Below are 25,684 nucleotides of genomic sequence, written 5' to 3' on the forward strand. Positions count from 1 at the left end.
TAGAATCAATCATTTTTTCTAATGTGCCTCCAACCAATTAGCTCCTACGCCAACCTCAACATCCAAAGGCACTTTTAGCTCATAAGCACTTTCCATTTCGGATTTAATCAGTGGTTGAAGTTCATCTAATTCAGACTTGTGGATATCAAAAATCAGTTCGTCATGAATTTGAAGTAACATCTTAGACTTATATTGACCTTCCTCTAACTTTTTGTGAATATTGATCATCGCGACTTTGATGATGTCTGCCGCACTGCCTTGAATTGGGGCGTTAACAGCGTTGCGTTCTGCACCACTGCGTACCATACGGTTTGAAGCATTGATATCTTTAAGGTAACGTCGTCTGCCCATTACGGTTTTGACATACTCATTTTCTCGTGCAAATTCAACTTGTTTATCTATATAATCTCTCAGCTTAGGATAGGTTTTATAATAGGTTTCAATCAACTCTTTAGACTCTGAACGGCTCAAATTGGTCTGATTGCTCAAGCCAAAAGCCGAAACACCGTAAATAATTCCAAAATTCACGGTTTTAGCTTGGCTTCGCTGCTCGCGAGTAACTTCATCAAGTTTGACATTGAATATTTTTGCGACAGTTGATGCGTGAATATCTTCGCCATCTAGAAAAGCTTTTATCATTGTTTCTTCTTGGCTCAAGGTAGCAATAATCCGCAACTCTATTTGAGAATAGTCTCTTGCTAACAAAGTGTAATTATCATCTCTTGGCACAAAAGCCTTTCTAACCATTCGTCCACGCTCTGTTCTAATCGGGATGTTTTGAAGATTAGGATTAGTAGAACTCAAACGACCTGTTGCTGCCACGGTTTGCATAAATTCAGTATGAACACGACCTGTTTTCTTATGAATTTGTTTGGGCAGTGCATCAACATAGGTGTTTTTTAATTTTGTTAAACCACGCCAATCTAAAACATCTTGTACAATTTTATGCTCTTTGGCGTGATAAGACAACACATCTTCTGCCGTTGAGTATTGACCTGATTTTGTTTTCTTAGGTTTTTTGGAGATTTTTAGTTTTCCAAATAAAATTTCACTGAGTTGTTTTGGCGAACCAATATTAAATTCTTCGTCGGCTTGTTTGTAAATACTTTGTTCTAATTCTTTAATATCTTTATCTAATGACTTTGAAATATCTTTCAACACATTTTTATCTACCTTGATGCCTTCAATTTCCATATCAGCTAACACACGTACTAATGGAATTTCTAATTTATGAAATAAAGGTTCGTTGTGAGCTTCTTTGAGTTCTTCTTCAAAAAACTGTTTGAGTTGTAAAGTAATATCGGCATCTTCAACGGCGTATTCTGTGATTTTTTCGAGTTCTACATCACGCATTGAACCTTGGTTTTTACCTTTCTTACCTATTAAGTCTTCTATAGGTCTGGGAGAATAATTCAAGTAAGTTTCTGCCAAAACATCCATATTATGTCGCATATCAGGGTTGATGATATAATGTGCCAACATCGTGTCAAATAATTTACCCTTGACTTCTGTGCCGTGATTTTTTAGAACCTTTAAATCGTATTTTAAATTTTGACCAACTTTTTCAATCTTTTCATTTTCAAAAAATGCTTTAAGTTTTTCTAAGCGATTGTCTTTTTCGGTTTCGTCTTCTGGAATTGGGACATAAAATCCGGTGTGGCTTTGCCAAGAAAATGCAATACCAACCAATTTGGCATCTAAGGTGTTGAGACTTGTGGTTTCGGTATCAAAACAAACCGAATCTTGTTGGCACATTTTTTCAATCAAAAGATCAATCGCTTTGTCAGTATCTGCATATTGGTAATGGTGATCCGTATTGTCTAAGGATTGATAGCCTTGAAAATCTTCTGCTTTCACGTCTTTTTTATCCGTATCATTGCCAAACAACGAGTATTGACCTGAACCTGGCGTTTGTTTAACATCTTTGTCAGTTGAAGTTGTTTTGGTTTTTTCTTCAACACCTTCATTGAACATTTTTAAAAACTGCTCCGTCAATCGGCGAAATTCTAAACCTTTAAATATGTCGATAACTTTTTCAACATCGGGTTTGCTCAGCTCGTATTGTTCAGCATTAAATTGCACATCACAATCCGTAAAAATAGTCGCTAACTTTTTAGACATTCGTCCTTGCTCGGCGTGTTCTTCTACTTTTTCTTTCATTTTGCCTTTCAGTTGATCGGTGTTATCCAAGAGTGCTTCCATACTGCCAAATTGTTTGATAAACTTCTTGGCCGTCTTGTCGCCCACACCTGGCAAACCTGGAATGTTATCTGACGCATCGCCCATCATACCGAGATAGTCAATGACTTGTTCAGGTCGTTCAACGCCGAAGCGTTTTTGCACTTCGGGAATTCCCCAAATTTCAATCGCGTTGCCCATTCTGGCGGGACGATACATAAAAATATTTTCGCTGACCAATTGTCCAAAATCTTTATCGGGTGTAACCATATAGGTTTTGTAATTTTCTTTTTCGGCTTGTTTGGCCAACGTGCCAATGATATCATCAGCTTCCATTCCTGAAATTTCAATTATTGGAATGTGCATAGCCTTAAGAATATCCTTTATAATTGGTATAGATTGTCTGATAACATCTGGCGTTTCATCGCGGTTGGCTTTATAATCTTCGTAAATCTCTTTGCGTTCTGCACTGCCATCTTTATCAAAACAAACGGCCAAATGATCTGGGTTTTCACGCTTAATCACGTCAAACAGGGAATTAGTAAACCCCATAATAGCTGAAGTATCTTGACCTTTAGAATTGATTCGTGGGTTTTTGATTAAAGCGTAATAACCTCTGAAAATTAAAGCATAAGCATCGAGAAGGAAAAGTCGTTTTTGATCAGGCATGTTTTTGATTTATAATTTTTGATTTATGAAATTTTATTGAGTATTTTTTTAACGGTTTTTGAGCTTGAAACAAAAATAGCGACTAACTCATTGGCTTCTTGGATTAATTTTTTGACTTCAAAATTTTTATCTAAAAGATGAAATCCATCATATATTTTGTTGTTTTGAAAATTTAAAAGCTTGATTGACAAAATATTAAATTTAAAATGTTTCAACATTAGGTAAAATTCAATATGTTTTAACATTGGGTGAAATTCAATATGTTTTAACATCGAGCGAAATTCAATATGTTTTAACATCGAGCGAAGTCGAGATGTTTTAACATTAGGTAAAATTCAATATGTTTTAACATCGAGCGAAATTCAATATGTTTTAACATCGAGCGAAGTCGAGATGTGACTGGTTCTCGACTACGCTCGAACCTAAAACAAAAATAAAAATCGCCATTATGTTAAATAAAACCCATAGTCTTGACAAATAATAACTGTCATCTCCTTTATCATCAACTATTATGTACATTTTTTATCCAAAACCACAATTAAAATCAGGAGTAAAAATACAAAAATGAAGTTAACTTAAAGTTGATAAATTCCTATAAAACTGACTTAGGTAAAATTAAAAAATTCAATTTTTTATTGACAAATATTCTTTTGCACTTAAAACAGGCAACCTTGAATTTTTAAAATCCTTTTTATTTCTTGTTATGATTATATCTATTTCATTTTCAATAGCTGTATAATATTGAAAACCATCTTCAAAATCATTAAAACTCTCATCACTTAAAGCAAGTTCAGTAATTTTATCATTTAGCTCCAAAAGTACTACCATAACTTTAAATTTTATCAGTTTTGATAAGCTTGTATTACTTTGTTTTGAGTATTTTTTTGCCTTTTCAATAACATCCTCATTTAAACTTAATGTGAGTTTTTTATCCATAATTATATTTTTACGTGTAACTATATTATTTTTTCACGTAATCAAAAATAGTCTTTTAATAAATTTTCATTTAGATTTTTTTATGTCAGTTGTCATCTTAATTTGATATTTTTAAACTTTTTAAAATTCATATATGAGAGAAGCTTATTTCAAACCTTACAATCTAATTTTCAAACAAGCCAGTGGCACTTCTCGTGGCGTTTTAAGAGAGAAAAAAACTTATTTTTTAATTCTTGAAGACGGTCAAAACAAAGGCATCGGCGAATGCGGGCTTTTTAAAGGCTTGAGCTTCGACGACCGACCGGATTATGAAAACCAACTGCAATGGGTTTGTGAGCATATTGATTTAGGTTTGGATGAATTGCTAAAAAAAACCATTGACTTCCCCTCTATTCAGTTTGGCTTAGAAATGGCGTTTTTATCACTTGAAGCTGATGATGGTTTTGATTTATTCCCGTCAAAATTTACGCAAGGTCAAGACAAAATACCTATCAACGGTCTGATTTGGATGGGCGAAAAATCTTTTATGAAATCGCAGATTGAAGACAAAATCAAACAAGGTTTTCATTGTGTAAAACTCAAAATTGGTGCTATTGATTTTGAAGAAGAACTCAACTTGCTAAAATACATTCGACAAGAGTTTTCGGCTAAAGATATCGAACTTCGAGTTGATGCCAACGGTGCTTTTGAACCGCATCAAGCCTTAGAAAAACTCAAACGCCTGAGTGAATATGAGTTGCATAGCATTGAACAGCCCATTAAACAAGGTCATTGGGAAGTTATGGCAAAGCTATGCGAAAAAACACCTTTAGATATTGCTCTGGACGAAGAATTAATTGGCATACAAGATGTAACAAAACGGCAAAACCTCTTACAAACTATACAGCCACAATATATCATTTTAAAACCCAGTTTGGTTGGCGGTTTTGAACATTGTAAAACGTGGATGAAAATAGCAGACCAACATCAAATTGGTTATTGGATAACCAGTGCTTTAGAAAGTAATGTCGGGCTTAATGCCATAGCACAGTTCACTTATAGCTTAAGTATAAAACGTCCACAAGGCTTAGGTACAGGTAGTTTATTTACCAATAACATTAAAAGCCCTTTAGAAGTTAAAGGCGAATATTTAACATACAATCCCAACAAAAAATGGGACAATTTTAATGAAATTATAACCGTCTAATAGCTCGTAACTAAAGACAAAAAACTAAAAAATGAAAGGATTTATAGAGCAAGCGTATAAAGGCTACACCGATTGGTGGCGGTATCTTGTGGGATTTTTTATCATTTTTATCATTTGGCAACTCGGCTCAACTATTCAAGTGTTTTTTGTGTTTTTAAAACTGCTTAATGATGGCCTGTCTGCTGAGGAAATCCTGATGAAACTCTCAGATGTTAGTGTTTTGATGGGCACATTAGAGTCAAATTTTAATTTTTTCCTCTTATTACTCGGGTTTGTATTTGGTTTTGCTGGTATTATTTTAGTCATCAAACTTTTGCATCATCTGAAACTAAAACAACTCATCACCTCGAGAGAAAAAATAGATTGGAATCGTATTGGATTGAGTTTTGGGGTGATTGCTGTGCTGATTTCAGGCTCGATTTTATTAGACTATCAACTATCACCAGAAGATTATCAATACAATTTTGAGCTCAATCGATTTTTAATTTTAGCTTTAATTGGCATTACAATGGTGCCTATTCAAACCACTTTTGAAGAACTGTTGTTTCGCGGCTATTTGCTACAAGGTTTTGGCAGTGTTTTTAAAAGTCGTGCTGTGGCTTTAATCTTAACTTCTGTTTTATTTGGTGGTCTGCACATTGCTAATCCTGAAGTTGCCAAATTGGGTTATCAAACTTTAATTGTTTATATCGGCACAGGATTTTTCTTAGGCATTATGACTTTAATGGATGAAGGATTAGAGTTGTCCATTGGATTCCACGCTGGCAACAATCTTTTAACCGCTTTACTTTTAACCGCTGATTGGACGGCTTTTCAAACCCATTCGGTTTTTAGGTATCTTGGCGAGCCCTCTTTGGTCAGCGATGTTTATATTCCTGTTTTGGTGTTCTATCCCGCTTTGATTTTGATGTATTCTAAGATTTACAAATGGAAAAACTGGAAACAAAAACTATTTGGAAAAGTAAAATACGAACCATCAAGTGAAGTTTAACCCAAATTTAATAAGGGATTTAAGATTTTGGTGAATTAGATATAAGATTTTTATTAAATTTACATTATGAAACTTTAAAATATCATAACACAAATAATATTTTAGTCAACACATTAAAAATATGGCAAAGCATAAATTTGAAATTCATCCCAGCTTCAAATTAAATGGCACACACTTTTCAAGAATGCATCTGCATAAAGTTGCATACAGCTTTATCAAAGAAGGTCAACCTTTTGAAGAACGTGTAGGCAATTTCCTTTTAGATTGGCTAAATGAAGACTACGACGATATCAAAGTAAGGACTTCAGGCTCTACTGGCGAACCTAAAGAGTTTTTTATCGATAAGCAAAAAATGGTCAATTCAGCCTTAGCTACAGGTAAACATTTTAAGGTCAAAGAAGAAACCAAAGCCTTGATGTGTTTACCACCTAAACATATTGGTGGCATGATGATGTTAGTCCGTGCTATGACTTTGGGTTGGCATATCGATGTGGTTAAGCCAAGTTCAAACCCATTAGATCAGCTCTACAAAACGTATGATTTTTGTTCTATGACACCTTTTCAGCTCGACAATTCTTTAAATCGATTACATTTGATAAAAAAACTGATTGTTGGTGGTGGACATATTTCAGAAAACCTGAAACAAATGGTTCAAGGCATTCCAACCAAAGTTTACGAAACTTTTGGTATGACCGAAACCATCTCGCATTTTGCCTTAGCCAGAAAAGTCAACAGCAAAAAATCAAACATAAATGAACCAAAACCGTTTAAAACACTTCCTAATATCTCTGTAGCTTCAGATGAAAACGATAGATTGATCATAAAAGCACCAAAAATATTAGATGAACCTTTATTAACCAATGATATTGTTGAGATAGTAACTTATAAAAAATTCTATTGGAAAGGTCGAGCAGACAATGTTATCAATTCAGGTGGTATTAAAATTCATCCCGAAGAAGTCGAAAAAAAACTTCAAAAAATCATCACTCAACGTTTTTTTCTTAGTTCAATGCCAGATGACGCACTTGGCGAAAAAGTTGTTCTTTTTGTAGAACTACCATTTTCTGAGGAAGCCATTAGTGATTTAAGCAAAGCCATTGATAATATGTCAGAATTGACCAAATATGAAAAACCCAAGAAGATTTATTTAGTCGAAAAATTTGAAGAAACCCCAAATGGCAAAGTCAATAGAAAACGTACGGTTAGTGCTAAGATGAAATGATTTTAGATTTTAGAAAGGTTATTTTAGTCAACAAACTTGATATCAATATAAAATTGTTTATCGTCAATTTCAACAACTTGCTCAGGTTTGATTTTTAAAGTTTTCCAAGTTTCAGATTTAGGGTAAATCCATTTTGAAGTTTTACCCATTATAAGTTTTACTGGCATATCAAAACCTTCTACATCAACATTCCATTTATACTGAATTTTATTTTTGGATTGATTGGATTTAAAAACCAATTCAGGAATATTTTTGTGATATAAATATTGTTTAAAAAACGCGGTCAAATCTTTATTAACTGATCGGTTAAAAAAATTGATGACTTCTTTAGTCGATGTTGTTTTGTAAGCAAATTCTTCGTTAAAATCTCTTAGCGTTTCCCACCATAATTCATCGTCATCTACAAGCGTTCTTAATGTATTGATAATATTACCACCTTTGGCATACATATCTGATGAGCCTTCAGAATTAACGCCATAATCACCTATTATTGGGCGATTATTACTTATTCTTTGTCGTTGACCAAAAAGATAATCTAATGCGGCTTGTTTGCCATATTGGCATTCTACAAAAATAGACTCGGCATAAGTCGTAAAACCTTCATGAATCCACAAATCTGCAATGTCTTTTGCTGTAATATTGTTGCCAAACCATTCGTGAGCCGATTCGTGGATGATGATGAAATCAAATTTAAGTCCATAGCCCGTACCAGATAAATCTCCACCGAGATAACCATTAAGATATTTGTTTCCATAAGCCACTGCACTTTGGTGTTCCATACCGAGATATGGCGTTTCCACCAATTTAAAACTGTCATTTTTAAAAGGATATTCACCTAATTTGTCATAAAAACAAGCCATCATAGGTTTCACTTGTTTGAAATGTTTTTTAGCTTTATCAAGATTTTCTCGCAGTACATAATAGTCTAAATCTAAATCTTGAAACTGGTCTGAAAAATGTATATAATCGCCAATATTTAAAGTGATGTTGTAATTGTTGATTGGATTAGTTACTTGCCAGTGGTAGGTTTTTAGATGATTATTTTTTTCTATTTCTCGGATTAATCTTCCATTTGAAACAGCCACCAAATCTTTTGGTACAGTGATATTAATTTCGGCTTCATCGGGCTCATCGCTTAAATGGTCTTTGTTGGGAAACCACAAGCTTGCACCCGTACCTTGCACGGCAACAGCTATCCACGGGTTACCGTTACTATCTTTATCAAATACAAATCCGCCGTCCCAAGGTGGTCTTTTGGCTATGATAGGTTTGCCGTGATAATAAAACGTTAATTGATGTTGCGAGCCTTTTTTTAATTCTTTTTCAAAATCAATAAAAACGGCATTGAATTCTCTTTTGTATTTCAGTTTTTTATGTTGAAAAACAATGGAATCTATTATCATATTTTCAAATAAATCCAATTGTATGATATCTTGATTGTCAAGCGCTTCAAAGTTGATTGTATTATAACCTGAAATTGACTTTGACTCTGGGTTGACGCTGATATTGAGATTGTATTTCAGCATATCAAAAGCAGTGCGTTCAGGTCTTAAACTACCACGTAGCGAATCTGCTCTTGTATAGTTTGATTTGTCAGATAACAATTGTGCGTAAGCAGAAAACCCTATCAATAGGTTAAAAAAGATGATAATTGATTTCATAGCAATATATTTGAAAGTCTAAATTTAATAGAATGCGTTTAATTCAAATAAGTCTTTGCTGTTTTTTTCTGTTTTTAGCATCTTGTCAAGATACTAATTTAGTTAGTGGAAAAATTTATGACAATCAGAATCAGCCTTTAGACAGTGTAAAAGTACTAGTTAATGGCACAGATATTTACACATATTCAGATGAAAAAGGTGATTTTAAAATTAACACCAATGGTTTAGGTGATGAATTGTTGTTTGATAAATCGGGATATGAATTGAAGTTTGAAGAATTAAATGACAACTTATCAGATTTAAAAATTCTACTCAAGCAGAAGCAGTAAAAATTCAATAAAAATAAGATTGAGTGCTATTATAAATTTATCTTATCAGGCAATTATTCTTATAAATTTAAGGCTAAAATTTCAACAAATGATTTGCAAGATGTCTATCTTGTGGCATCACTAATTCTCTTATATTTGCGACCAATTGCAATAGACTATGAAGCACATTAGAAATTTCTGTATTATCGCCCACATCGACCACGGCAAAAGCACCTTGGCCGACAGGCTTTTAGATTCTACAAACTCGGTAACAGCTCGTGAAAAACAAGAACAGTTACTTGATAATATGGACTTAGAACGCGAACGCGGCATTACTATAAAAAGTCACGCCATTCAAATGGTTTATACATACGAAGGACAAGAATATGTGCTCAACTTGATTGATACACCAGGTCACGTCGATTTTTCTTATGAAGTGTCGCGTTCTATCGGCGCTTGCGAAGGTGCTTTATTGGTTGTAGATGCGGCTCAAAGCATTCAAGCACAGACCATTTCTAATTTATATTTGGCCTTAGAAAATGATTTGGAAATTATTCCTGTGCTCAATAAAATTGATTTACCATCGGCCAATCCAGAAGAAGTAACCGATGATATTGTCGATTTAATTGGTTGTAGTCCAGACGAAATTATTCCAGCCAGTGCCAAAAATGGTATAGGCATCAAAGAAATATTAGAAGCTATAATCAAAAGAGTTCCATCTCCAAAAGGCGATGAAAATGCACCGCTAAGAGCTTTGGTTTTTGACTCTGTTTATAACCCGTTTCGTGGTGTTGAAACTTACTTTAGAGTTTTTGATGGCAGTATTAAAAAAAACCAAAAGATAAAATTTGTGGCTACCAATAAAGCTTATAGCGCAGATGAAATTGGCACTTTAAAGTTAGTTCAATTTCCAAAAAATGAAATTAAAGCAGGCGATGTAGGCTATTTAATTACAGGTATTAAAGACGCCAAAGAAGTCAAAGTTGGTGATACTATAACCGATGCTGAAAATCCTACACAAAAAGCTGTTTCAGGTTTTGAAGATGTCAAACCTATGGTTTTTGCGGGCATCTATCCAGTTGATACCGAAGAATATGAAGACTTGAGAGCCGCTATGGAAAAGTCGCAACTCAACGATGCCTCGCTGATCTTTACACCCGAAAGTTCAGCAACACTTGGGTTCGGCTTTAGATGCGGATTTCTTGGAATGCTGCACCTTGAAATCATCCAAGAACGACTTGAACGCGAATTTGAAATGACGGTAATCACCACAGTGCCAAACGTTTCATATCACGCATACACTACTAAAAAACCAGATGAAGCCATCATCGTAAGTAATCCGTCAGATTTGCCTGAGCCATCTACATTAGATCATGTTGAAGAACCTTACATCAAAGCCAGTATCATCACCAAAGCTGATTTTGTTGGACCCGTAATGTCGCTATGTATTGAAAAACGCGGAGAAATCACTAATCAAACCTATCTCACTACAGAACGCGTAGAATTAACGTTTGATATGCCGTTAGCAGAAATTGTATTTGACTTTTACGACCGATTGAAAACCGTCTCTAAAGGTTATGCATCATTTGACTACTCGCCTATTGGCATGCGGACTTCAAAATTAGTCAAAGTTGATGTTTTGCTCAATGGAAATATTGTTGATGCTTTATCTGCACTCATTCATTTTGATAATGCTTACGATATTGGAAAGAAAATGTGTTTAAAACTAAAAGAACTGATTCCGAGGCAACAATTCGACATTCCTATTCAGGCGGCAATTGGTGCAAAAATCATTGCTCGTGAAACCGTAAAAGCTTTAAGAAAAGACGTTACAGCCAAATGTTATGGCGGTGATATTTCAAGAAAAAGAAAACTATTAGAAAAGCAGAAAAAAGGGAAAAAACGTATGCGTGCCGTCGGAAATGTAGAAATACCACAAGAAGCCTTTATGGCAGTATTGAAGTTGAATGATTAAATTTTCTCTATTTCAAAATAAACATCAAACTCAATGGTAATGGTTTCATCAACTTTAACTAATCCAAGCATTTTAGTTGGTGGTTTCAGGTCGAAGTCACAAATATTTAAATCTAAAGATCCTTTGTAAGATCCATTTTTTGAAGCGTTTACAGTAAATTTATATTGCTTTTGGTGTCCAGAGATTGAAATGTTTGAAGTTATAGAAATACAATCTTTTTCTGGCATAATACTAAGCACTTGAATTTTGATGTTTTCATATTTATCAGCATTTAAAAGCGATTTAAAATCTCTATTCATACCTTTATTACCACAGTCAAATGCTTTTGTATTTAATAAAAGCTCAGTATCTTTTAATTTAATTTGATTATCGTCTAAGCTGTAATTTATAATATCGTTAGACAAGTTTATGACATTTTCATATTCACAAATAAATTTATTAACATTTGATGATCCATGAATTGCAATTTTGCTATTTTTTAGAATATTAACTTTTACAGACTTGTAAGATGAAGAGTATAATACAAGGGCAACAAATATAAACTGTAAATAAACTAAAGATTTCATGATATTGATATTTATTTAAAAGGGTTTGCTTAAATAATTAAGCAAACCCAATATAATTAAAACTCAAATTTTAGAAACTTATTACAGCCTCAAGCATAATTCCGTCAAACTCAGCATCGCCAAATATACTTGTAGGGTCAAAATCATTGTAGTTTTGATCAACATATTCTATCTTAGCGAGGATATTTTTGGTCATAAACCATCCTGCACCAAGTTGAAGTCTGTCAACACTAACATCTAAATTACCAGGTTGTTCGCCATCAACATAGCTGTAACGAGTGCCTAAGTAAAAATTATTAGTTTTACCAAATCTGTAAATCAACTCACCAGCAAAGTGATTGTAAGTTCTATCTGAAGTTTCACCAAAATTTCTACCATTAGAATTTTCATAAATTCCAAAGAATTCAAAATCTTTGTAATTTAAAAAGGTATTAAACATAATTGAAGTCACTTCAGTTGCAAATTGAGGATTGACACGTCCAGATCTGAAATTAGATTCTGTGCTTGCACCAACTTCTTCGACAACTAAATAGTATCTTGAGCCAGCTCTATCACCGTCGTATAAAAAGTTTTTAGATGATTTTGCAGTATGATACACAGATCCTGTAGCTCTAAATCTAAAATCTTCAGTGATTTGGTCATCGTAACCGAATTTTGCTAAAAATACAGGATCAGTATCTGTTTTTTCTACATCTTGGTTAAGTTTTCCGTTGGTGATACCAAGCATACCTATCCATCCATCTCGTCTATAATAAGCTTCAAAGCCAACTTCTGTTATAAATGCATCCATTAAGTAATTACCTATAAACGGATTATATATAGTGGAAGCATTATCACTTCTTCTAAAGTGAGCATCACCATAGTTGATTTCCATGTGCCCAATTTTAAATGTTAGGTATTGCATCCAATCTTCTAAGAAACCTTCTTCTATAAAATCCAGTTTATCTACTTGAAAGTAACCACCTTTAACATAAGGTTCTGGGTGGTGTCTAGAAGATAAATAAGTTCTAAGGTGCATTCTAACACCGTCATAAAGTTCAACATCAAGATCTAAATTTGCAGTAGCCAAGTTAAAGTTATCTCCAATTTCAATAAGTTCTACATTACCATTATTAGAGTGGTTAATAGCTTGAAATTGTAGTGTAGAAGCTCCGCCAATTCTTACGTGTACATCTTCAAAAGTGGTTGCAGTGTCTTTAGGAGCCTCAAAGGTTTGAATTCCTCTTTTGTCTGGAAATCTATAGTTGTCAAGGTCTCTTTTTTGTTTTTGACCTAAAACGCTATGCGAAATCATTATGCTTAAAATTAAAAACAGGCTTATTCTCATCGTTTTCATGATATTAAATTTTATTGGTTTCTATATATTAAATTAACTTTTACGGTAACTGTTTCTCCAGTTTTAATAGAGCCAAATAAAGCTGTTGGTGGCTCTACACCATAATCAACCATATTTATAGTATATTCAGCTTTAATGGTTTTGTTGCCTTCAGTTCCGGTAAATTGTATTGGAATAGACACATTTTCTGTATGTCCCGCAATACTTAACTTGCCTAAAGCCACATCGTTATTATCTTTTTTTTCTAGTTTATCTAGTTTAAAAAAGATATTGGGATGTTCTTCTTCTTTAAGGGCTTCATAAGTATTTTTATTCATGCTTTTTTTGCCACTTTCTAATCCTTTTACAGGGATGTTTAAACTTAAACTTTTGATGTTTTGGTTTTCATCGAGAAGCATTTTGCCTTCAAGGGTATTAACTTCTATTGTCCAATCATGCAAATTTGAAGTTCCATCAACCAAAATTTCACTGGCTTCTTTATCAATCTCATAATTAGATTGTGCTTCAGCATAAAAGAAACCTAAAAAAAATAGGCTTAAAAGGATTATCCTTGGTGTTTTGTAAGTTTTCATATTGACTTTTTTTTTGATTTAACTTTCACTTTATTCACACTACAAATATCAGCATAGAATTAGCCTTAAATTATGACTAATGTCATATCGAAGCATAATTATCAGAATCTTTATTTTTTCGAAGATAATAAAAAGTTTTATTTTATTGATTTTTTTTGTTATGTTTTTTTTAATTTACTGTTTCTAAATGCTACATTTAATAACATCAATTTGAATGAATAATATCGTTAATAAAAAAGATGAGGATAATAAGACTTCTTTATAAAGAAAAAAATATCTACAAAAAGCCTTTAAAGCTTAGGATGAATGTGTTAAAATTTATTCCAATGACTTATAGGGAAGAAATTGAAATCATAGAAAATGGATAAATCCATTCACAATCGAATATATGCAAACCATAGTCCACGGTTTAAACCGTGGGCTATGGAAAAGCCAATACACAAACCTAAGCGTTTCAACGGTTTTAAATAGTTGGATTGGAGCCATTCTATTTATAACAAATCCGAAATCTATAACTTTAAATTCTGACTTTCTGAGAAACCCTACTTAAAATCTTTATACCTTTGTGGTTTGGTGTCCTATAGAATAGTGCAACAAAAACCAATCAAATGAAACCCATCAAAAACATCCTTTTCGATTTTGGCGATGTCTTTCTCAATCTTGATAAGTCAGCCACACAACAACATCTTCAAAATTTTGGCATTTCTGAATTTGACCACGAAACTATTGCCGTCAACAAAAAATACGAAAAAGGCTTAGTGTCAACCGAAGCGTTTATTCAATTTTACACCCAAAAATTTCAATCATTAACCAAAGAGAATTTCACTAAAGCGTGGAACAGCATCCTCAAAGATTTTCCGCAACACCGATTAGATTTTCTCAAATCGCTTAAATCACAAAATCAATACCGTTTATTTTTATTGAGCAACACCAACGCCCTTCATATTGAATGGGTTAAAAACAATGTTTTATTTTATAAAGATTTTAAATCCTGTTTTGAAGGATTTTATCTTTCTCACGAAATTCATCTCAGAAAACCAGACGCGTCGGTGTTTGAATTTATTCTTAAACAACAGCATCTAAAAACCGATGAAACCCTATTTATTGATGACACTAAATCACATATAGAAACTGCAAATTGCTTAAATTTGCAAACTTGGCATCTCAGTCCAAAAACCGATGATGTTACTCAACTTTTTGAACAAAAACACCTGAACCTGTGATAGAACTTATCTTTAGCGTCATTTCATCAACCTTGATTTACGTGGCGTTCAAATTTTTCTCAAAATTTAATATCAATACTTTAAATGCACTTATTGTTAATTATTTTACAGCCTTTATTCTCGGTTTTAGTATTCAAAGCACATCCATAAAACTAACCGAAATACATCATTTTGAATGGTTTTGGCCAGCCGCATTTCTCGGCACATTTTTTATTTTGATTTTTTATCTCATGGTAATGACCACTCAAAAACACGGTATGTCCGTGGTGTCCGTTGCCAGTAAAATGAGTTTGAGCATTACAGTTATTTTTGTGATTTTATACTATGGCGAAAGTTTATCTATACTCAAAATTTCGGGCATCATCTTGGCATTAGTTTCAGTATATTTGGTATCAGCCAAAACCAAAGACGGTTTAAAAGTTAACAAATCGGCTTTGATTTTACCCTTTGCCGTTTTTATAGGTAGCGGTATCATCGAGTCCAGTTTAAAAGTCTTGCAAAACGATTTTGTGCCATCTATTGAAACACCAGTATTTTCTGCTTCAATATTTCTATTTGCGGCTTTAATGGGAATCGTCATATTCGGCATTAGATATTTTAAACATAAAATTTCATTTAAAACTAAAGACCTCATCGGTGGAATAGCACTTGGCGTACCTAACTATTTTTCTATTTATTTTATCATCCAAGCCTTGCGAAATCTTAATCTGGACAGTTCCCTTGTGTTTGTTATCAACAATGTTTCTATCGTAGTGTTATCGACCATTGTTGGCATTTTACTCTTTAAAGAACACTTGTTCAGAAAAAACAAAATCGGTATTGGTTTAGCCCTTTTGAGTATAATTTTAGTAGCTTTGGCTAACTACAATTTAAACTAATTTGCTTAAAAAAGACGAATACAAAAGCCTATCTCAACCTTCAAAAGAAGTCTTATTTAAGGACAAAGGCGACAAGTTTTTCGGTTATGCCCTTCCCGTTCAAAACGAAACCGAAATAGAAAACGCCTTAGAACAACTCAAAACTCAGCACCACAAAGCCCGTCATTTTTGCTACGCCTGGCAACTCGGCAAAACCTACGACACCTACAAAGCCAACGACGACGGCGAGCCCAATAATTCTGCAGGAATGCCCATTTTCGGTCAGCTACAATCTTTTGAAATCACCAACTGTCTCGTCGTGGTGGTGCGGTATTTTGGCGGCACCAAACTCGGTGTCGGCGGTCTGATTTCTGCCTACAAAACCACGGCCAAAATGGCTTTAGAAAACGCCAACATTCAAACCCATACCATAGATACATCATTGCAAGTGACCTGCGAATACGATATGATGAACGAGGTGATGCGTTTGGTCAAGGAATTAAACCTCAACATTATAGAACAAGACCTGAAAATCCGTTGTAAATTTATTATCAGTATTCGGCAACAGGATTTCAATAAAGTCAAATCTCGTTTTGAACAGGTTTACGGTTTAGAACTCAAAACTTTAGAATAATATAATTTGATCTTGTCCTGACAACGCTCTGCCGTTCGTCTGTTGGGCATGTCCTGACAACGCTCTGCCGTTCGTCTGTTGGGCTTGTCCTGACAACGCTCTGCCGTTCATCTGTTGGGCATGTCCTGACAACGCTCTGCCGTTCGTCTTTTGGGCTTGTCCTGACAACGCTCTGCCGTTCGTCTGTTGGGCATGTCCTGACAACGCTCTGCGTTCGTCTTTTGGGCATGTCCTGACAACGCTCTGCCGTTCGTCTTTTGGGCTTGTCCTGACAACGCTCTGCGTTCGTCTGTTGGGCATGTCCTGACAACGCTCTGCCGTTCGTCTGTTGGGCATGTCCTGACAACGCTCTGCCGTTCGTCTGTTAGGCATGTCCTGACAACGCTCTGCCGTTCGTCTTTTGGTCTTGTCCTGACAACGCTCTGCCGTTCGTCTGTTGGGCTTGTCCTGACAACGCTCTGCGTTCGTCAGGGCTTTCCACTTGCTATCTCTCACGCAAAAAAAAATACAAACACAAAAAACCAAATAGTAATTTTTAAATTGCAAACTCAAAGGAACAACAAAAATATTTTAAGAAACCTCAACATATTTTAGCGGTTAAAAGAAAATGAAAGAACCAACAAAATCATACACTGTAAAAGAAGCATTTCAAGCTTTGTGCAAATACTGCGTTTATCAAGACAGGTGTCATCAAGAAGTGGAGCAAAAACTCATCAAGATGAACATGATTCCTGATGCCAGAGCACAAATTATTTCAGATTTAATTCAACACGATTTCTTAAATGAAGAACGCTTTGCTATGAATTACGCTTTAGGAAAATTCAATCAAAAAGGTTGGGGAAAAATCAGGATACGACAAGAACTCAAAAGGCGAAATATTTCAGACTATTTGCTCAACAAAGCTTTAAACCAAATAGAAGACAAAACGTATCTCAACACCCTAAACGAATTAGCACAAAAAAAATTTAATCAACTCGGTAAAGATACCAGTTGGAAAAGCAAAACAAAACTCAAAAACTACTTGATTTACAAAGGTTACGAAACAAATTTAGTCTTTGAAACCATTAACCGTTTAACAAAATTTTAAAATATTAAAAAAAATTACTAATTTACACGCTCTAAATCTAAAACTTAAAAATCATGGAAGAGACCAATCAAGTTCAACAGCCAAAGCCTAATAATCATATGGTGATGGCGATTATATCTACCATTTTACCGCTCATCACTTGCACTTTTTACGGCATAATCCCTGGAATTGTCAGTATTGTATTTGCTTCTCAAGTCAACTCTAAATACAATAACAAAGATTTTGAAAGTGCCCAAAAAAATTCTAAATATGCAAAAATAGCTTGGATTATTGCTATAATAATTACGATTATTACCTTAGCTTACTACGCCTATATGTTTACAGTCCATGGTGAAGAATTTATGGAAGTATTCAAAAGAGAAATGGAAAAACACCAAAGTATGCAGTAACCGATTAATAATTATAGAGACTTAAAAATGGGCATATTTTCTTCACTTATAGGTAATGCAGGATCAGTTGAAAAGGTCAAATTAGAAAAAGATTATGGACAACTTTTAACAGATAATGAGCAAATAGAAATTGGTTTTAAACTGATTAGAGATACTTTTATATTCACAAACAAAAGATTGATCCTTATCAACAAACAAGGCATTACAGGTAAAAAAATTGAAATTTTGTCTGTAACCTATAAAAGTGTTTCAAGATTTAGTATAGAAACAGCAGGCAATTTTGATTTAGATGCTGAATTAAAGATATGGGTCTCAAGTGAATTAAAACCCAGCATAGAAAAAAAGTTTAACAAAAGCGTTAATGTATATGATGTTCAAAAGGTTCTTGCTAAGTATGTATTAAAATAACAGGTAAAACAAAATGACAAATACTATAAATCAACTAATTCAAGCTTAAAAGTTAAAATAAACATTATTGAAAAGTGGAGTTCAGATACCACAAAAAAAAACGAGGCGAAACCGAAAAGCCAGACGAGTAGGAAATTTAAATAATAAAATAATGAATTGGTATGTAAAAGTTTTAAAACAGTATGCTGATTTCAGCGGAAGAGCAAGAAGAAAAGAGTATTGGATGTTTTTCTTATTCAATATGATATTTGCAACAATAGCAGTTTTAATAGACAACTTAATTGGGACAGCTAGTCCAGAGCTAGGATACGGGGTTTTCTACGGAATTTACATCCTTGGCATTTTAATTCCTAGTATAGCAGTTGGTGCGAGAAGACTACACGACATTGGTAAAAGCGGATGGATGTTATTAGTTGGTTTGATTCCTATAATTGGGACAATTTGGCTTTTGGTTTTATTTGTAACAGACAGTCAACAAGGTTCAAACAAATGGGGTAATAATCCGAAAGAATTATCAGCCTAAATTTGTAACAAAAAAATCCACGAATAAGAACTTATGAATGTATTTTAAATGGAAAAATAATGAAATTTATATGAATAAAAAGATATGGAAAACAAACCTAAACCACCACAAAATTATTTAGCTCTATCTATAATTTCAACTCTATTTTGTTGTCAAATTTTTGGAATCATCGCTATCATATATGCTTCTCAAGTCAATTCAAAATATATTGCAGGAGATTATCAAGGAGCACAAAGCGCTTCAAATAATGCTAAAATATGGAGTTTTTTATCTGTGGGTATTGGATTACTTATGATTATTTTATTTTTTATATTTTACGGTACTATTGCATTAACAGCTCTCTCTGAAGCGGAATTTTAATTACAACTCATGAACCTAACCAAACCCATTAAAATATTGATGATTTCCGTCGGTATTTTAGTGGGTTTGTTCTTATTATGGCTATATTATAATATCAATCCAAGTGGACAATCATTTATACCGCAATGCCCGTTTCATAGCATTACAGGATTGCATTGTCCTGGCTGTGGCAGTCAACGGGCTTTACACGATTTTCTTCACGGTAGAATTCTTGAGGGTTTTCAACACAACTTCCTGATTGGCTTAGGTTTGTTGGTGATGCTTTATAAAATCTTTTTATGGATTCAATCTTATTTTTATCCTAAAAAGACCAAAAATTTACTTTACAATCCAAAAACAGCTTGGATTATTCTTATCTTGGTTATAGGCTTTTGGATCTTGCGAAATATTCCTGTTTTTCCTTTTAATATTTTAGCACCCTAAGGGTTTATAACTTTAAGATTTCTTAGCTTTGGGCTAAAATTAAAACCATGTTACAAAATATAGAACCAAAAATTATTTGGAAACATTTTAGTCAACTCAATGCCGTTCCTCGACCGTCTAAAAAAGAAGAACGCGTCATTCAATTTATGATGGATTTTGGTCAAGATTTGGGCTTAGAAACCTTAAAAGACAAGGCTGGAAACGTTATTATCAAAAAGCCAGCAACAAAAGGTCATGAAAATAAAAAAGCTGTTGTTCTTCAGTCACATCTCGATATGGTGCATCAAAAAAATGAAGATACTGACTTTGACTTTAGCACACAAGGCATTGAAATGTATGTCGATGGCGATTGGGTCAAAGCCAAAGGCACAACACTTGGGGCTGACAATGGTCTTGGCGTAGCCGCTATTATGTCCATTCTTGCTTCAGACGACATTGAACATCCAGCACTTGAAGCCCTATTTACCATAGATGAAGAAACGGGAATGACAGGTGCTAAAAATCTTGACCCTAATATATTAAACGGCGAAATTTTACTCAACCTCGATACTGAAGAAGATGACGAAATTGGCATTGGTTGTGCAGGTGGCGTGGATATCACGGCTACACGATTTTATATAGAAGAATCTATTCCTGACAACACTTCTGCTTTTCAAATTGTTGTCAAAGGCTTGCAAGGTGGACATTCTGGTATGGATATTATCAAAGGTTTAGCTAATGCTAATAAGATTTTAACACGTTTATTATTTCATACCCATAAAAATTATAATATGCGTTTATCAACTTTTGTTGGTGGTGGTTTACGCAATGCTATTCCTCGTGAAAGCAAAGCCACATTTGTGATTTTAAACCAGGATGTTGACGCCTTAAAAACTTCGTTTCAAAACTTGGTCAAAGACATTCAATCAGAATATCAATCGCTTGAGCCGCAAATGTCAATTCAGCTTGAAAGTTGTGATAAACCAAAATCCGTTTTGAGTAGCGATGTGCAAGACTTGATCATCAAATCACTACAAACGGCTCATAATGGCGTTTACAGAATGAGCCCAGATATTGAGGGATTAGTTGAAACTTCTAATAATCTTGCTAAAGTTCATATTGAAAAAGGAAAGATAGAAATTTCTTGTCTCACCCGTTCTTCTGTTGATTCTGGCAAATGGGATTTGGCACACAGCCTTGAAAGTGCATTTGATTTGGCAGGTTGTCAAGTGAAGTTTTCTGGAGATTATCCAGGTTGGACACCAAACCCAAATTCTGAAATTTTGAAAGTCATTGATAAATTATACCAAAAACAATTTGGCAACAAAGCCAATATTGCGACTTGCCACGCAGGTTTAGAATGTGGTATTCTGGGAAGTCATTATCCTGAAATGGATATGGTATCTTTTGGACCAACCATCAAAGGTGCACATTCGCCAGATGAACGTGCCAGCATTTCATCAACACAAAAGTTTTGGGCATTTTTAAAAGATATTCTTAAAAATATTCCTGAGAAGAGTTGATTTTATTAACAGATTCAAGACCTCACAGCCCCGAAGTTTCGGGACTGTGAGGTCTAAAAATTCTTAAACCCAAATTTAAATGACAATTTTATCTTACAACGTCAATGGTATTCGTGCAGCTATGCGAAAAGGTTTGACTAATTGGCTAAAAACTACTGATGCTGATATCGTTTGTTTTCAGGAAACCAAGGCAAAAGGAAAACAAATTGAAGAAGAAGCGTTTAAACAGTTAGGCTATGAATATTGCTATTGGTTTTCTGCTCAAAAAAAAGGCTATAGTGGTGTTGGCATTATTTCAAAAGTAAAACCTCAGCATGTTGAAATGGGCTGTGGTATTGATTATATGGACAATGAAGGGCGAATCTTAAGAGTTGATTTTGAGAATTTTTCTCTGATGAGTTTATATCTGCCTTCAGGAACCAACGACGCCAGACTTAATCTGAAATTTGATTTTATGGCTGATTTTTATAACTATATCGACAAGCTAAAAGCCGAAAAACCTAACTTAGTGATTTGTGGCGATTACAATATTTGTCATGAACCTATTGATATTCACGACCCGGTAAGACTTAAAACGGTATCAGGATTTTTGCCCGAAGAACGCGATTGGCTGAGTCAATTTTTAAATAATGGTTTTATCGACTCGTTTAGATTTAAAAATCCCGAAGTTGAGCAATATTCTTGGTGGAGTTATCGTGCCAACGCCAGAACAAATAACAAAGGTTGGCGATTGGATTACCATTTGGTTTCTGAACCCCTAAAACAAAACATCAAAAGAGCCGTTATATTATCAGAAGCAAAACACAGCGACCATTGTCCTGTTTTACTTCAATTGGAATTTTAAAGAAAAAATCATGAAAACTAAATATTTGCTTTTACTTCTTTCAGTTGGTTTACTCGGGGCTTGCGTGCCTAAAAAAGATTTCGTCAACCTCCAAACCCGTTATGACAATTTGCAGTCACAAAACGACTTATTAACCGAAAAATTAAAAGCTTGCCAAAAAAGTAAAAGCGAATTGACTTCCGATTTTGAAAAAAGTCAGAATAGATTAGAAGCTTTGCAAAAGGATTATGATGCTTTATCTGATGACTACGATAAACAAAGTTCAAAACTCAAAAATCTTGAAACCTCTTATGAAGCTTTAGAACAAAACAGCAGTGAATTGCTTCAAGCTAACGCCAAACGAAATCGAGATTTACTCAAACAACTTGAAGATAAAGAAAAAGCCCTCGCCGAAGAGCAAAAACGGCTTGAACAACTGCAAAAAGACTTGGGCAAACGTTCCTACAGAATTGAGCAGTTAGAAAATTTAATTGCTTCAAAAGATGCCAAGCTCAACAATCTTAAAAACAAACTCAGCGAAGCTTTAGTCGATTTTGAAGGACGTGGTTTAAGTGTGGAGCAACGCGATGGCAAAGTTTATGTTTCTATGGAAAATAAGCTCCTTTTCGCTTCTGGAAGTTGGAATGTCGGAACAGAAGGTAAAAAGGCTATTAAGGAATTGGCTAATGTATTAGCTCAAAATCCTGATATTTCAGTGTTAATTGAAGGTCATACCGACAATGTGCCTTATGGCGGTAATGGACCGCTTAAAGACAATTGGGATTTATCGACAAAACGTGCTACAGAAGTTTTAAAACTTTTACTAAAAAACAACAACATCAATCCGAAAAATCTAACCGCTGCTGGTCGTGGCAAATATGCACCCGTCGCAAGCAACGAGACTCCAGCTGGAAAAGCCAAAAACCGAAGAATAGAAGTTGTTTTAGAACCACAACTCGACCAAATCAATAAGCTTCTGGAAGAGTAAAAAGTTTTTGCTCCCTTGCCTTTGCGTTTTTGCGTTTTAGCGAGATACATTTTTTAGCCTAGTTTCTTTTAAAACCTAAGCCTAAATATCACATTAGGTGTAAAACATCATTGGTTTTGTTAACTTTATTAAAAGAAAGATAGACATATTTTAACCAACACTAAGCAATAGTTAATATTTTTAACATATTTTACTTTTAGATGTTCCAGTGCGAAAGTCAGAAAAAATTTAAAAAAGAAATGTTCTATCAGCCACGAATACATGAATGAATGCAAAATGATTAGTGCATTAGTGGCAATAAAAAGGAATGTTATATCAGCCACGAATACATGAATGAATGCAAAATGATTAGTGCATTAGTGGCAATAAAAAGGAATGTTATATCAGCCACGAATGCACGAATGAATGCAAAATGATTAGTGCATTAGTGGCAAAAAAAAAGTATTTTATAATGATTAAAAAAACTTAACGTCTTTGCACCTGAGCGAGAAACATAAACCTTAAATTTGCGTTCAAAACTTCTCAATTGGCCAGTATCTACATTCATATTCCGTTTTGCAAACAAGCCTGCCATTATTGTGATTTTCATTTTTCAACTTCACTTAAACATAAAGACCAACTCATCAATGCCATTGGTCAAGAATTAATACTTAGAAAAGAAGAATTAAAGCAACCTGTTGAAAATATATATTTTGGTGGTGGAACACCGAGTTTATTGTCCGAACAAGATTTAGACTCTATTTTTAATACGATTTACAAACATTTTAAAGTCGATAAGCATCCAGAAATTACCTTAGAAGCTAATCCCGATGACATTTCAATACAACTTTTAAAAACTTTAAAACAACAAGGTATCAACCGATTGAGTTTGGGCGTGCAATCTTTTTTTGAAAAAGACCTTAAACAGATGAATCGTGCTCATAATGCCAATGAAGCTAAAACAAGTATCAAATTGATGAAAGATTATTTTGACAACTATTCCATCGATTTGATTTACGGCATGCCAGAAATGAGTTTACAAAATTGGCAAGCAAACCTACAAACTGCTTTAGATTTTGATGTGCCACATTTATCTTGTTATGCCTTGACAGTTGAGCCTGACACCGCTTTACAAAAATTTATTGAAAAAAAAATCATTCCACCCGTAGATGATGAGCAATCAGCAACGCATTTTGATGAACTTTATCAAACCTTAACTTCTCGTGGCTACGAACATTACGAATTTTCAAATTTCGGAAAACCTGGTTATTTTTCACAAAATAATTTAGCTTATTGGACAGGCAAAGCTTATCTCGGAGTTGGTCCATCAGCTCACAGTTATAACGGTTACGACAAGCGATTTTGGAACATCAAAAACAACATTAAATACATCAAAGCTATTGAAAAAGGTGAATTACCTATCACTTCAGAACACTTGAGTAAGACCGACCGATATAACGAATACATCATGACGAGATTACGCACACAATCAGGTGTTGATTTAGATGAAATTCAATCTTTTTTTGGGCTAAATTATTTGGACTATTTAATGCTTCAAGCACAACCACATCTCATTGAAAATAATATAGATATTTTTGATAACAAACTCAAAATCACCTCAAAAGCCAAATTCCTTTCCGATGGCATTGTCGCAGATTTGTTTAAAATTGAATTTGAAAAAACTTAGAGATTATTCAAGGTAAAAAACCTAAGCTTAAGTCTATGATTTATAAGTTTCAAGGCTATGATTTAATAAGATAATTAGTTTTAGACTATTTTTATAGACAAATTCAAAGTCATGAAATACCTAATGTATTTGCTATTTCTTATAAGCATTTCAACCATTAATGGTCAGGAGATAAAATCGTCGATCTATTTTCCTCCAAATAATTCTGATGATTGGACGAAAACAAATTTTGAAGCAGAAAGATGGAAAGTCAATTTAAAAGATAGTCTATCTAACTTTCTTAAACAAGGGAATACAAGAGCTTTTATAGTTTTAAAAGACGGTAAGATTTTAATAGAAAAATATTGGGGAAAAAATTTAAGAGGTCGCGATTTTGATAAAGGTTCTTATTGGTATTGGGCTTCAGCTGGTAAAACACTAACTGCCTGCTTAGTCGGTATAGCTCAAGAGCAAGGCTTTTTAAATATTGAAAACTCTACTAATCAATATTTAGGGTCATGGACATCAATGCCAAAGAAACAGGAAGATGCAATTAAGATCAAGCACCAATTAACAATGACTACGGGTCTTGATTATACAGTAAAAAATAAAAATTGTATAAAACCAAAATGTTTAACCTATAAAGCTAAACCTGGCGAGCAATGGTATTATCACAATGCACCTTATACTTTACTCAGTCAGGTTATAGAAAATGCTACTGGTCAAAAATTTAATCAATTTACCCGACGCCATTTAGCGTCCAAAATTGGGATGAAAGGCAGGTGGATATCATTTAAAGAGAATATCAATTTATACCTTAGCACACCTCGAAGTGCGACTCGACTTGGGTTACTTATTTTAAATCAAGGCGTTTGGAATAATCAAATAATTTTGAAAGACAAAACATATTTTGAAAACATGACAACAAGCTCTCAAACTCTAAATCCATCTTATGGCTATTTGTGGTGGCTCAATGGGAAAGACAAAGTGATATTACCAACAATGTCAAGCTCAATTCAACAGAGCCTTGTGCCTTCTGCACCAGAAGATATGATTTCAGCCCTTGGTAAAAACGGTCAAATTATTGATGTTGTGCCAAGCAAAAAACTCGTTATTGTTAGGATGGGCAAAAAACCAGATGATGGTATGTTGTCTTTAAATTTTCATGAAAAATTTTGGAATATTTTAAATGAAATGATGCCAAATTAAGCTTTTTGAAAAA

Annotated in this window: 26 protein-coding genes; 19 read left to right on the forward strand and 7 right to left on the reverse strand. The window is 34.0% G+C overall.

What is annotated here, in order from left to right:
- Nucleotides 1-18: 18 nt before the first annotated feature.
- From polA to IGB25_RS09265, 3 genes are all read right to left on the reverse strand, one after another.
- Nucleotides 19-2,847 carry a DNA polymerase I gene (gene polA / locus IGB25_RS09255; protein WP_211064760.1) on the reverse strand — a complete coding sequence of 943 codons (2,829 nt, stop codon included), beginning with the start codon at nucleotides 2,845-2,847 and terminating at the stop codon, nucleotides 19-21.
- Nucleotides 2,848-2,870: 23 nt separating this feature from the next.
- Nucleotides 2,871-3,038: a hypothetical protein gene (locus IGB25_RS09260; RefSeq protein ID WP_211064761.1), complete on the reverse strand. Its 168-nt coding sequence runs from the start codon at nucleotides 3,036-3,038 to the stop codon at nucleotides 2,871-2,873.
- Between the two features lie 433 nt (nucleotides 3,039-3,471).
- A complete protein-coding gene (locus IGB25_RS09265) occupies nucleotides 3,472-3,783 on the reverse strand; it encodes a DUF6364 family protein (protein WP_247653470.1) in 312 nt (103 codons plus the stop codon).
- 133 nt (nucleotides 3,784-3,916) lie between these two features.
- On the opposite strand from IGB25_RS09265, the gene IGB25_RS09270 reads away from it, so the two are divergent.
- The 3 genes from IGB25_RS09270 (at nucleotide 3,917) to IGB25_RS09280 (ending at nucleotide 7,182) form a co-directional block, all read left to right on the forward strand.
- A complete protein-coding gene (locus tag IGB25_RS09270; RefSeq protein WP_211064762.1) occupies nucleotides 3,917-4,969 on the forward strand; it encodes an o-succinylbenzoate synthase in 1,053 nt (350 codons plus the stop codon).
- Between the two features lie 31 nt (nucleotides 4,970-5,000).
- Nucleotides 5,001-5,960, forward strand: coding sequence for a CPBP family intramembrane glutamic endopeptidase (locus tag IGB25_RS09275; RefSeq protein WP_211064763.1), 960 nt, complete (start codon nucleotides 5,001-5,003; stop codon nucleotides 5,958-5,960).
- A gap of 121 nt (nucleotides 5,961-6,081) precedes the next feature.
- The gene (locus tag IGB25_RS09280) at nucleotides 6,082-7,182 is read left to right on the forward strand and encodes an AMP-binding protein (protein WP_211064764.1); all 1,101 of its coding nucleotides are present in this window, start codon (nucleotides 6,082-6,084) and stop codon (nucleotides 7,180-7,182) included.
- A 23-nt stretch (nucleotides 7,183-7,205) separates the two neighbouring features.
- On the opposite strand, the gene IGB25_RS09285 is transcribed toward IGB25_RS09280, so the two are convergent.
- Nucleotides 7,206-8,843: a M1 family metallopeptidase gene (locus tag IGB25_RS09285; RefSeq protein ID WP_211064765.1), complete on the reverse strand. Its 1,638-nt coding sequence runs from the start codon at nucleotides 8,841-8,843 to the stop codon at nucleotides 7,206-7,208.
- Between the two features lie 32 nt (nucleotides 8,844-8,875).
- On the opposite strand from IGB25_RS09285, the gene IGB25_RS09290 reads away from it, so the two are divergent.
- The gene (locus tag IGB25_RS09290; protein ID WP_211064766.1) at nucleotides 8,876-9,172 is read left to right on the forward strand and encodes a carboxypeptidase-like regulatory domain-containing protein; all 297 of its coding nucleotides are present in this window, start codon (nucleotides 8,876-8,878) and stop codon (nucleotides 9,170-9,172) included.
- A gap of 157 nt (nucleotides 9,173-9,329) precedes the next feature.
- Entirely contained in the window at nucleotides 9,330-11,126 is a 1,797-nt protein-coding gene (gene lepA, locus IGB25_RS09295; protein ID WP_211064767.1) for a translation elongation factor 4, read from the forward strand.
- Here the strand turns inward: lepA and IGB25_RS09300 are convergent.
- The 3 genes from IGB25_RS09300 to IGB25_RS09310 all read right to left on the reverse strand — a co-directional run bounded on the left by IGB25_RS09300 (nucleotide 11,123) and on the right by IGB25_RS09310 (nucleotide 13,600).
- Nucleotides 11,123-11,692, reverse strand: coding sequence for a YceI family protein (locus tag IGB25_RS09300; RefSeq protein WP_211064768.1), 570 nt, complete (start codon nucleotides 11,690-11,692; stop codon nucleotides 11,123-11,125). The genes lepA and IGB25_RS09300 overlap by 4 nt on opposite strands.
- 70 nt (nucleotides 11,693-11,762) lie before the next feature.
- On the reverse strand, nucleotides 11,763-13,028 hold the full coding sequence (locus IGB25_RS09305) for a hypothetical protein (protein WP_211064769.1): 1,266 nt from the start codon (nucleotides 13,026-13,028) through the stop codon (nucleotides 11,763-11,765).
- A gap of 11 nt (nucleotides 13,029-13,039) precedes the next feature.
- The gene (locus IGB25_RS09310; RefSeq protein WP_211064770.1) at nucleotides 13,040-13,600 is read right to left on the reverse strand and encodes a YceI family protein; all 561 of its coding nucleotides are present in this window, start codon (nucleotides 13,598-13,600) and stop codon (nucleotides 13,040-13,042) included.
- A gap of 608 nt (nucleotides 13,601-14,208) precedes the next feature.
- Between IGB25_RS09310 and IGB25_RS09315 the strand changes: the two genes are divergently transcribed.
- The 14 genes from IGB25_RS09315 (at nucleotide 14,209) to IGB25_RS09380 (ending at nucleotide 25,671) form a co-directional block, all read left to right on the forward strand.
- The gene (locus IGB25_RS09315) at nucleotides 14,209-14,823 is read left to right on the forward strand and encodes an HAD family phosphatase (protein ID WP_211064771.1); all 615 of its coding nucleotides are present in this window, start codon (nucleotides 14,209-14,211) and stop codon (nucleotides 14,821-14,823) included.
- A complete protein-coding gene (locus tag IGB25_RS09320) occupies nucleotides 14,820-15,701 on the forward strand; it encodes an EamA family transporter (RefSeq protein WP_211064772.1) in 882 nt (293 codons plus the stop codon). Before IGB25_RS09315 ends, IGB25_RS09320 begins: the two co-directional genes overlap by 4 nt.
- Before the next feature lies 1 nt (nucleotide 15,702).
- The gene (locus IGB25_RS09325) at nucleotides 15,703-16,314 is read left to right on the forward strand and encodes a YigZ family protein (protein ID WP_211064773.1); all 612 of its coding nucleotides are present in this window, start codon (nucleotides 15,703-15,705) and stop codon (nucleotides 16,312-16,314) included.
- Between the two features lie 607 nt (nucleotides 16,315-16,921).
- Complete coding sequence (locus IGB25_RS09330) at nucleotides 16,922-17,401, forward strand: regulatory protein RecX (protein ID WP_211064774.1); 480 nt, start codon at nucleotides 16,922-16,924, stop codon at nucleotides 17,399-17,401.
- 53 nt (nucleotides 17,402-17,454) lie between these two features.
- A complete protein-coding gene (locus IGB25_RS09335) occupies nucleotides 17,455-17,790 on the forward strand; it encodes a CD225/dispanin family protein (protein WP_211064775.1) in 336 nt (111 codons plus the stop codon).
- Nucleotides 17,791-17,817: 27 nt separating this feature from the next.
- A complete protein-coding gene (locus tag IGB25_RS09340; protein WP_211064776.1) occupies nucleotides 17,818-18,198 on the forward strand; it encodes a PH domain-containing protein in 381 nt (126 codons plus the stop codon).
- A gap of 151 nt (nucleotides 18,199-18,349) precedes the next feature.
- Nucleotides 18,350-18,721 (forward strand): DUF805 domain-containing protein, encoded by a 372-nt coding sequence (locus IGB25_RS09345; protein WP_211064777.1) that lies wholly within the window; start codon nucleotides 18,350-18,352, stop codon nucleotides 18,719-18,721.
- A gap of 84 nt (nucleotides 18,722-18,805) precedes the next feature.
- Complete coding sequence (locus IGB25_RS09350) at nucleotides 18,806-19,081, forward strand: CD225/dispanin family protein (RefSeq protein ID WP_211064778.1); 276 nt, start codon at nucleotides 18,806-18,808, stop codon at nucleotides 19,079-19,081.
- Nucleotides 19,082-19,090: 9 nt separating this feature from the next.
- Nucleotides 19,091-19,504 carry a DUF2752 domain-containing protein gene (locus IGB25_RS09355; protein WP_211064779.1) on the forward strand — a complete coding sequence of 138 codons (414 nt, stop codon included), beginning with the start codon at nucleotides 19,091-19,093 and terminating at the stop codon, nucleotides 19,502-19,504.
- 38 nt (nucleotides 19,505-19,542) lie between these two features.
- Nucleotides 19,543-21,006 (forward strand): aminoacyl-histidine dipeptidase, encoded by a 1,464-nt coding sequence (locus IGB25_RS09360; protein WP_211066893.1) that lies wholly within the window; start codon nucleotides 19,543-19,545, stop codon nucleotides 21,004-21,006.
- Nucleotides 21,007-21,085: 79 nt separating this feature from the next.
- Nucleotides 21,086-21,850, forward strand: a complete 765-nt coding sequence (locus IGB25_RS09365) for an exodeoxyribonuclease III (protein WP_211064780.1) — start codon at nucleotides 21,086-21,088, stop codon at nucleotides 21,848-21,850.
- Between the two features lie 10 nt (nucleotides 21,851-21,860).
- On the forward strand, nucleotides 21,861-22,817 hold the full coding sequence (locus IGB25_RS09370) for an OmpA family protein (protein WP_211064781.1): 957 nt from the start codon (nucleotides 21,861-21,863) through the stop codon (nucleotides 22,815-22,817).
- 526 nt (nucleotides 22,818-23,343) lie between these two features.
- Entirely contained in the window at nucleotides 23,344-24,483 is a 1,140-nt protein-coding gene (hemW, locus tag IGB25_RS09375) for a radical SAM family heme chaperone HemW (RefSeq protein ID WP_211064782.1), read from the forward strand.
- A 111-nt stretch (nucleotides 24,484-24,594) separates the two neighbouring features.
- Complete coding sequence (locus tag IGB25_RS09380; protein WP_211064783.1) at nucleotides 24,595-25,671, forward strand: serine hydrolase; 1,077 nt, start codon at nucleotides 24,595-24,597, stop codon at nucleotides 25,669-25,671.
- Nucleotides 25,672-25,684 lie beyond the last annotated feature (13 nt).

The sequence above is a fragment of the Flavobacterium sp. CS20 genome, from assembly GCF_018080005.1.
Taxonomy (GTDB): domain Bacteria; phylum Bacteroidota; class Bacteroidia; order Flavobacteriales; family Flavobacteriaceae; genus Psychroflexus.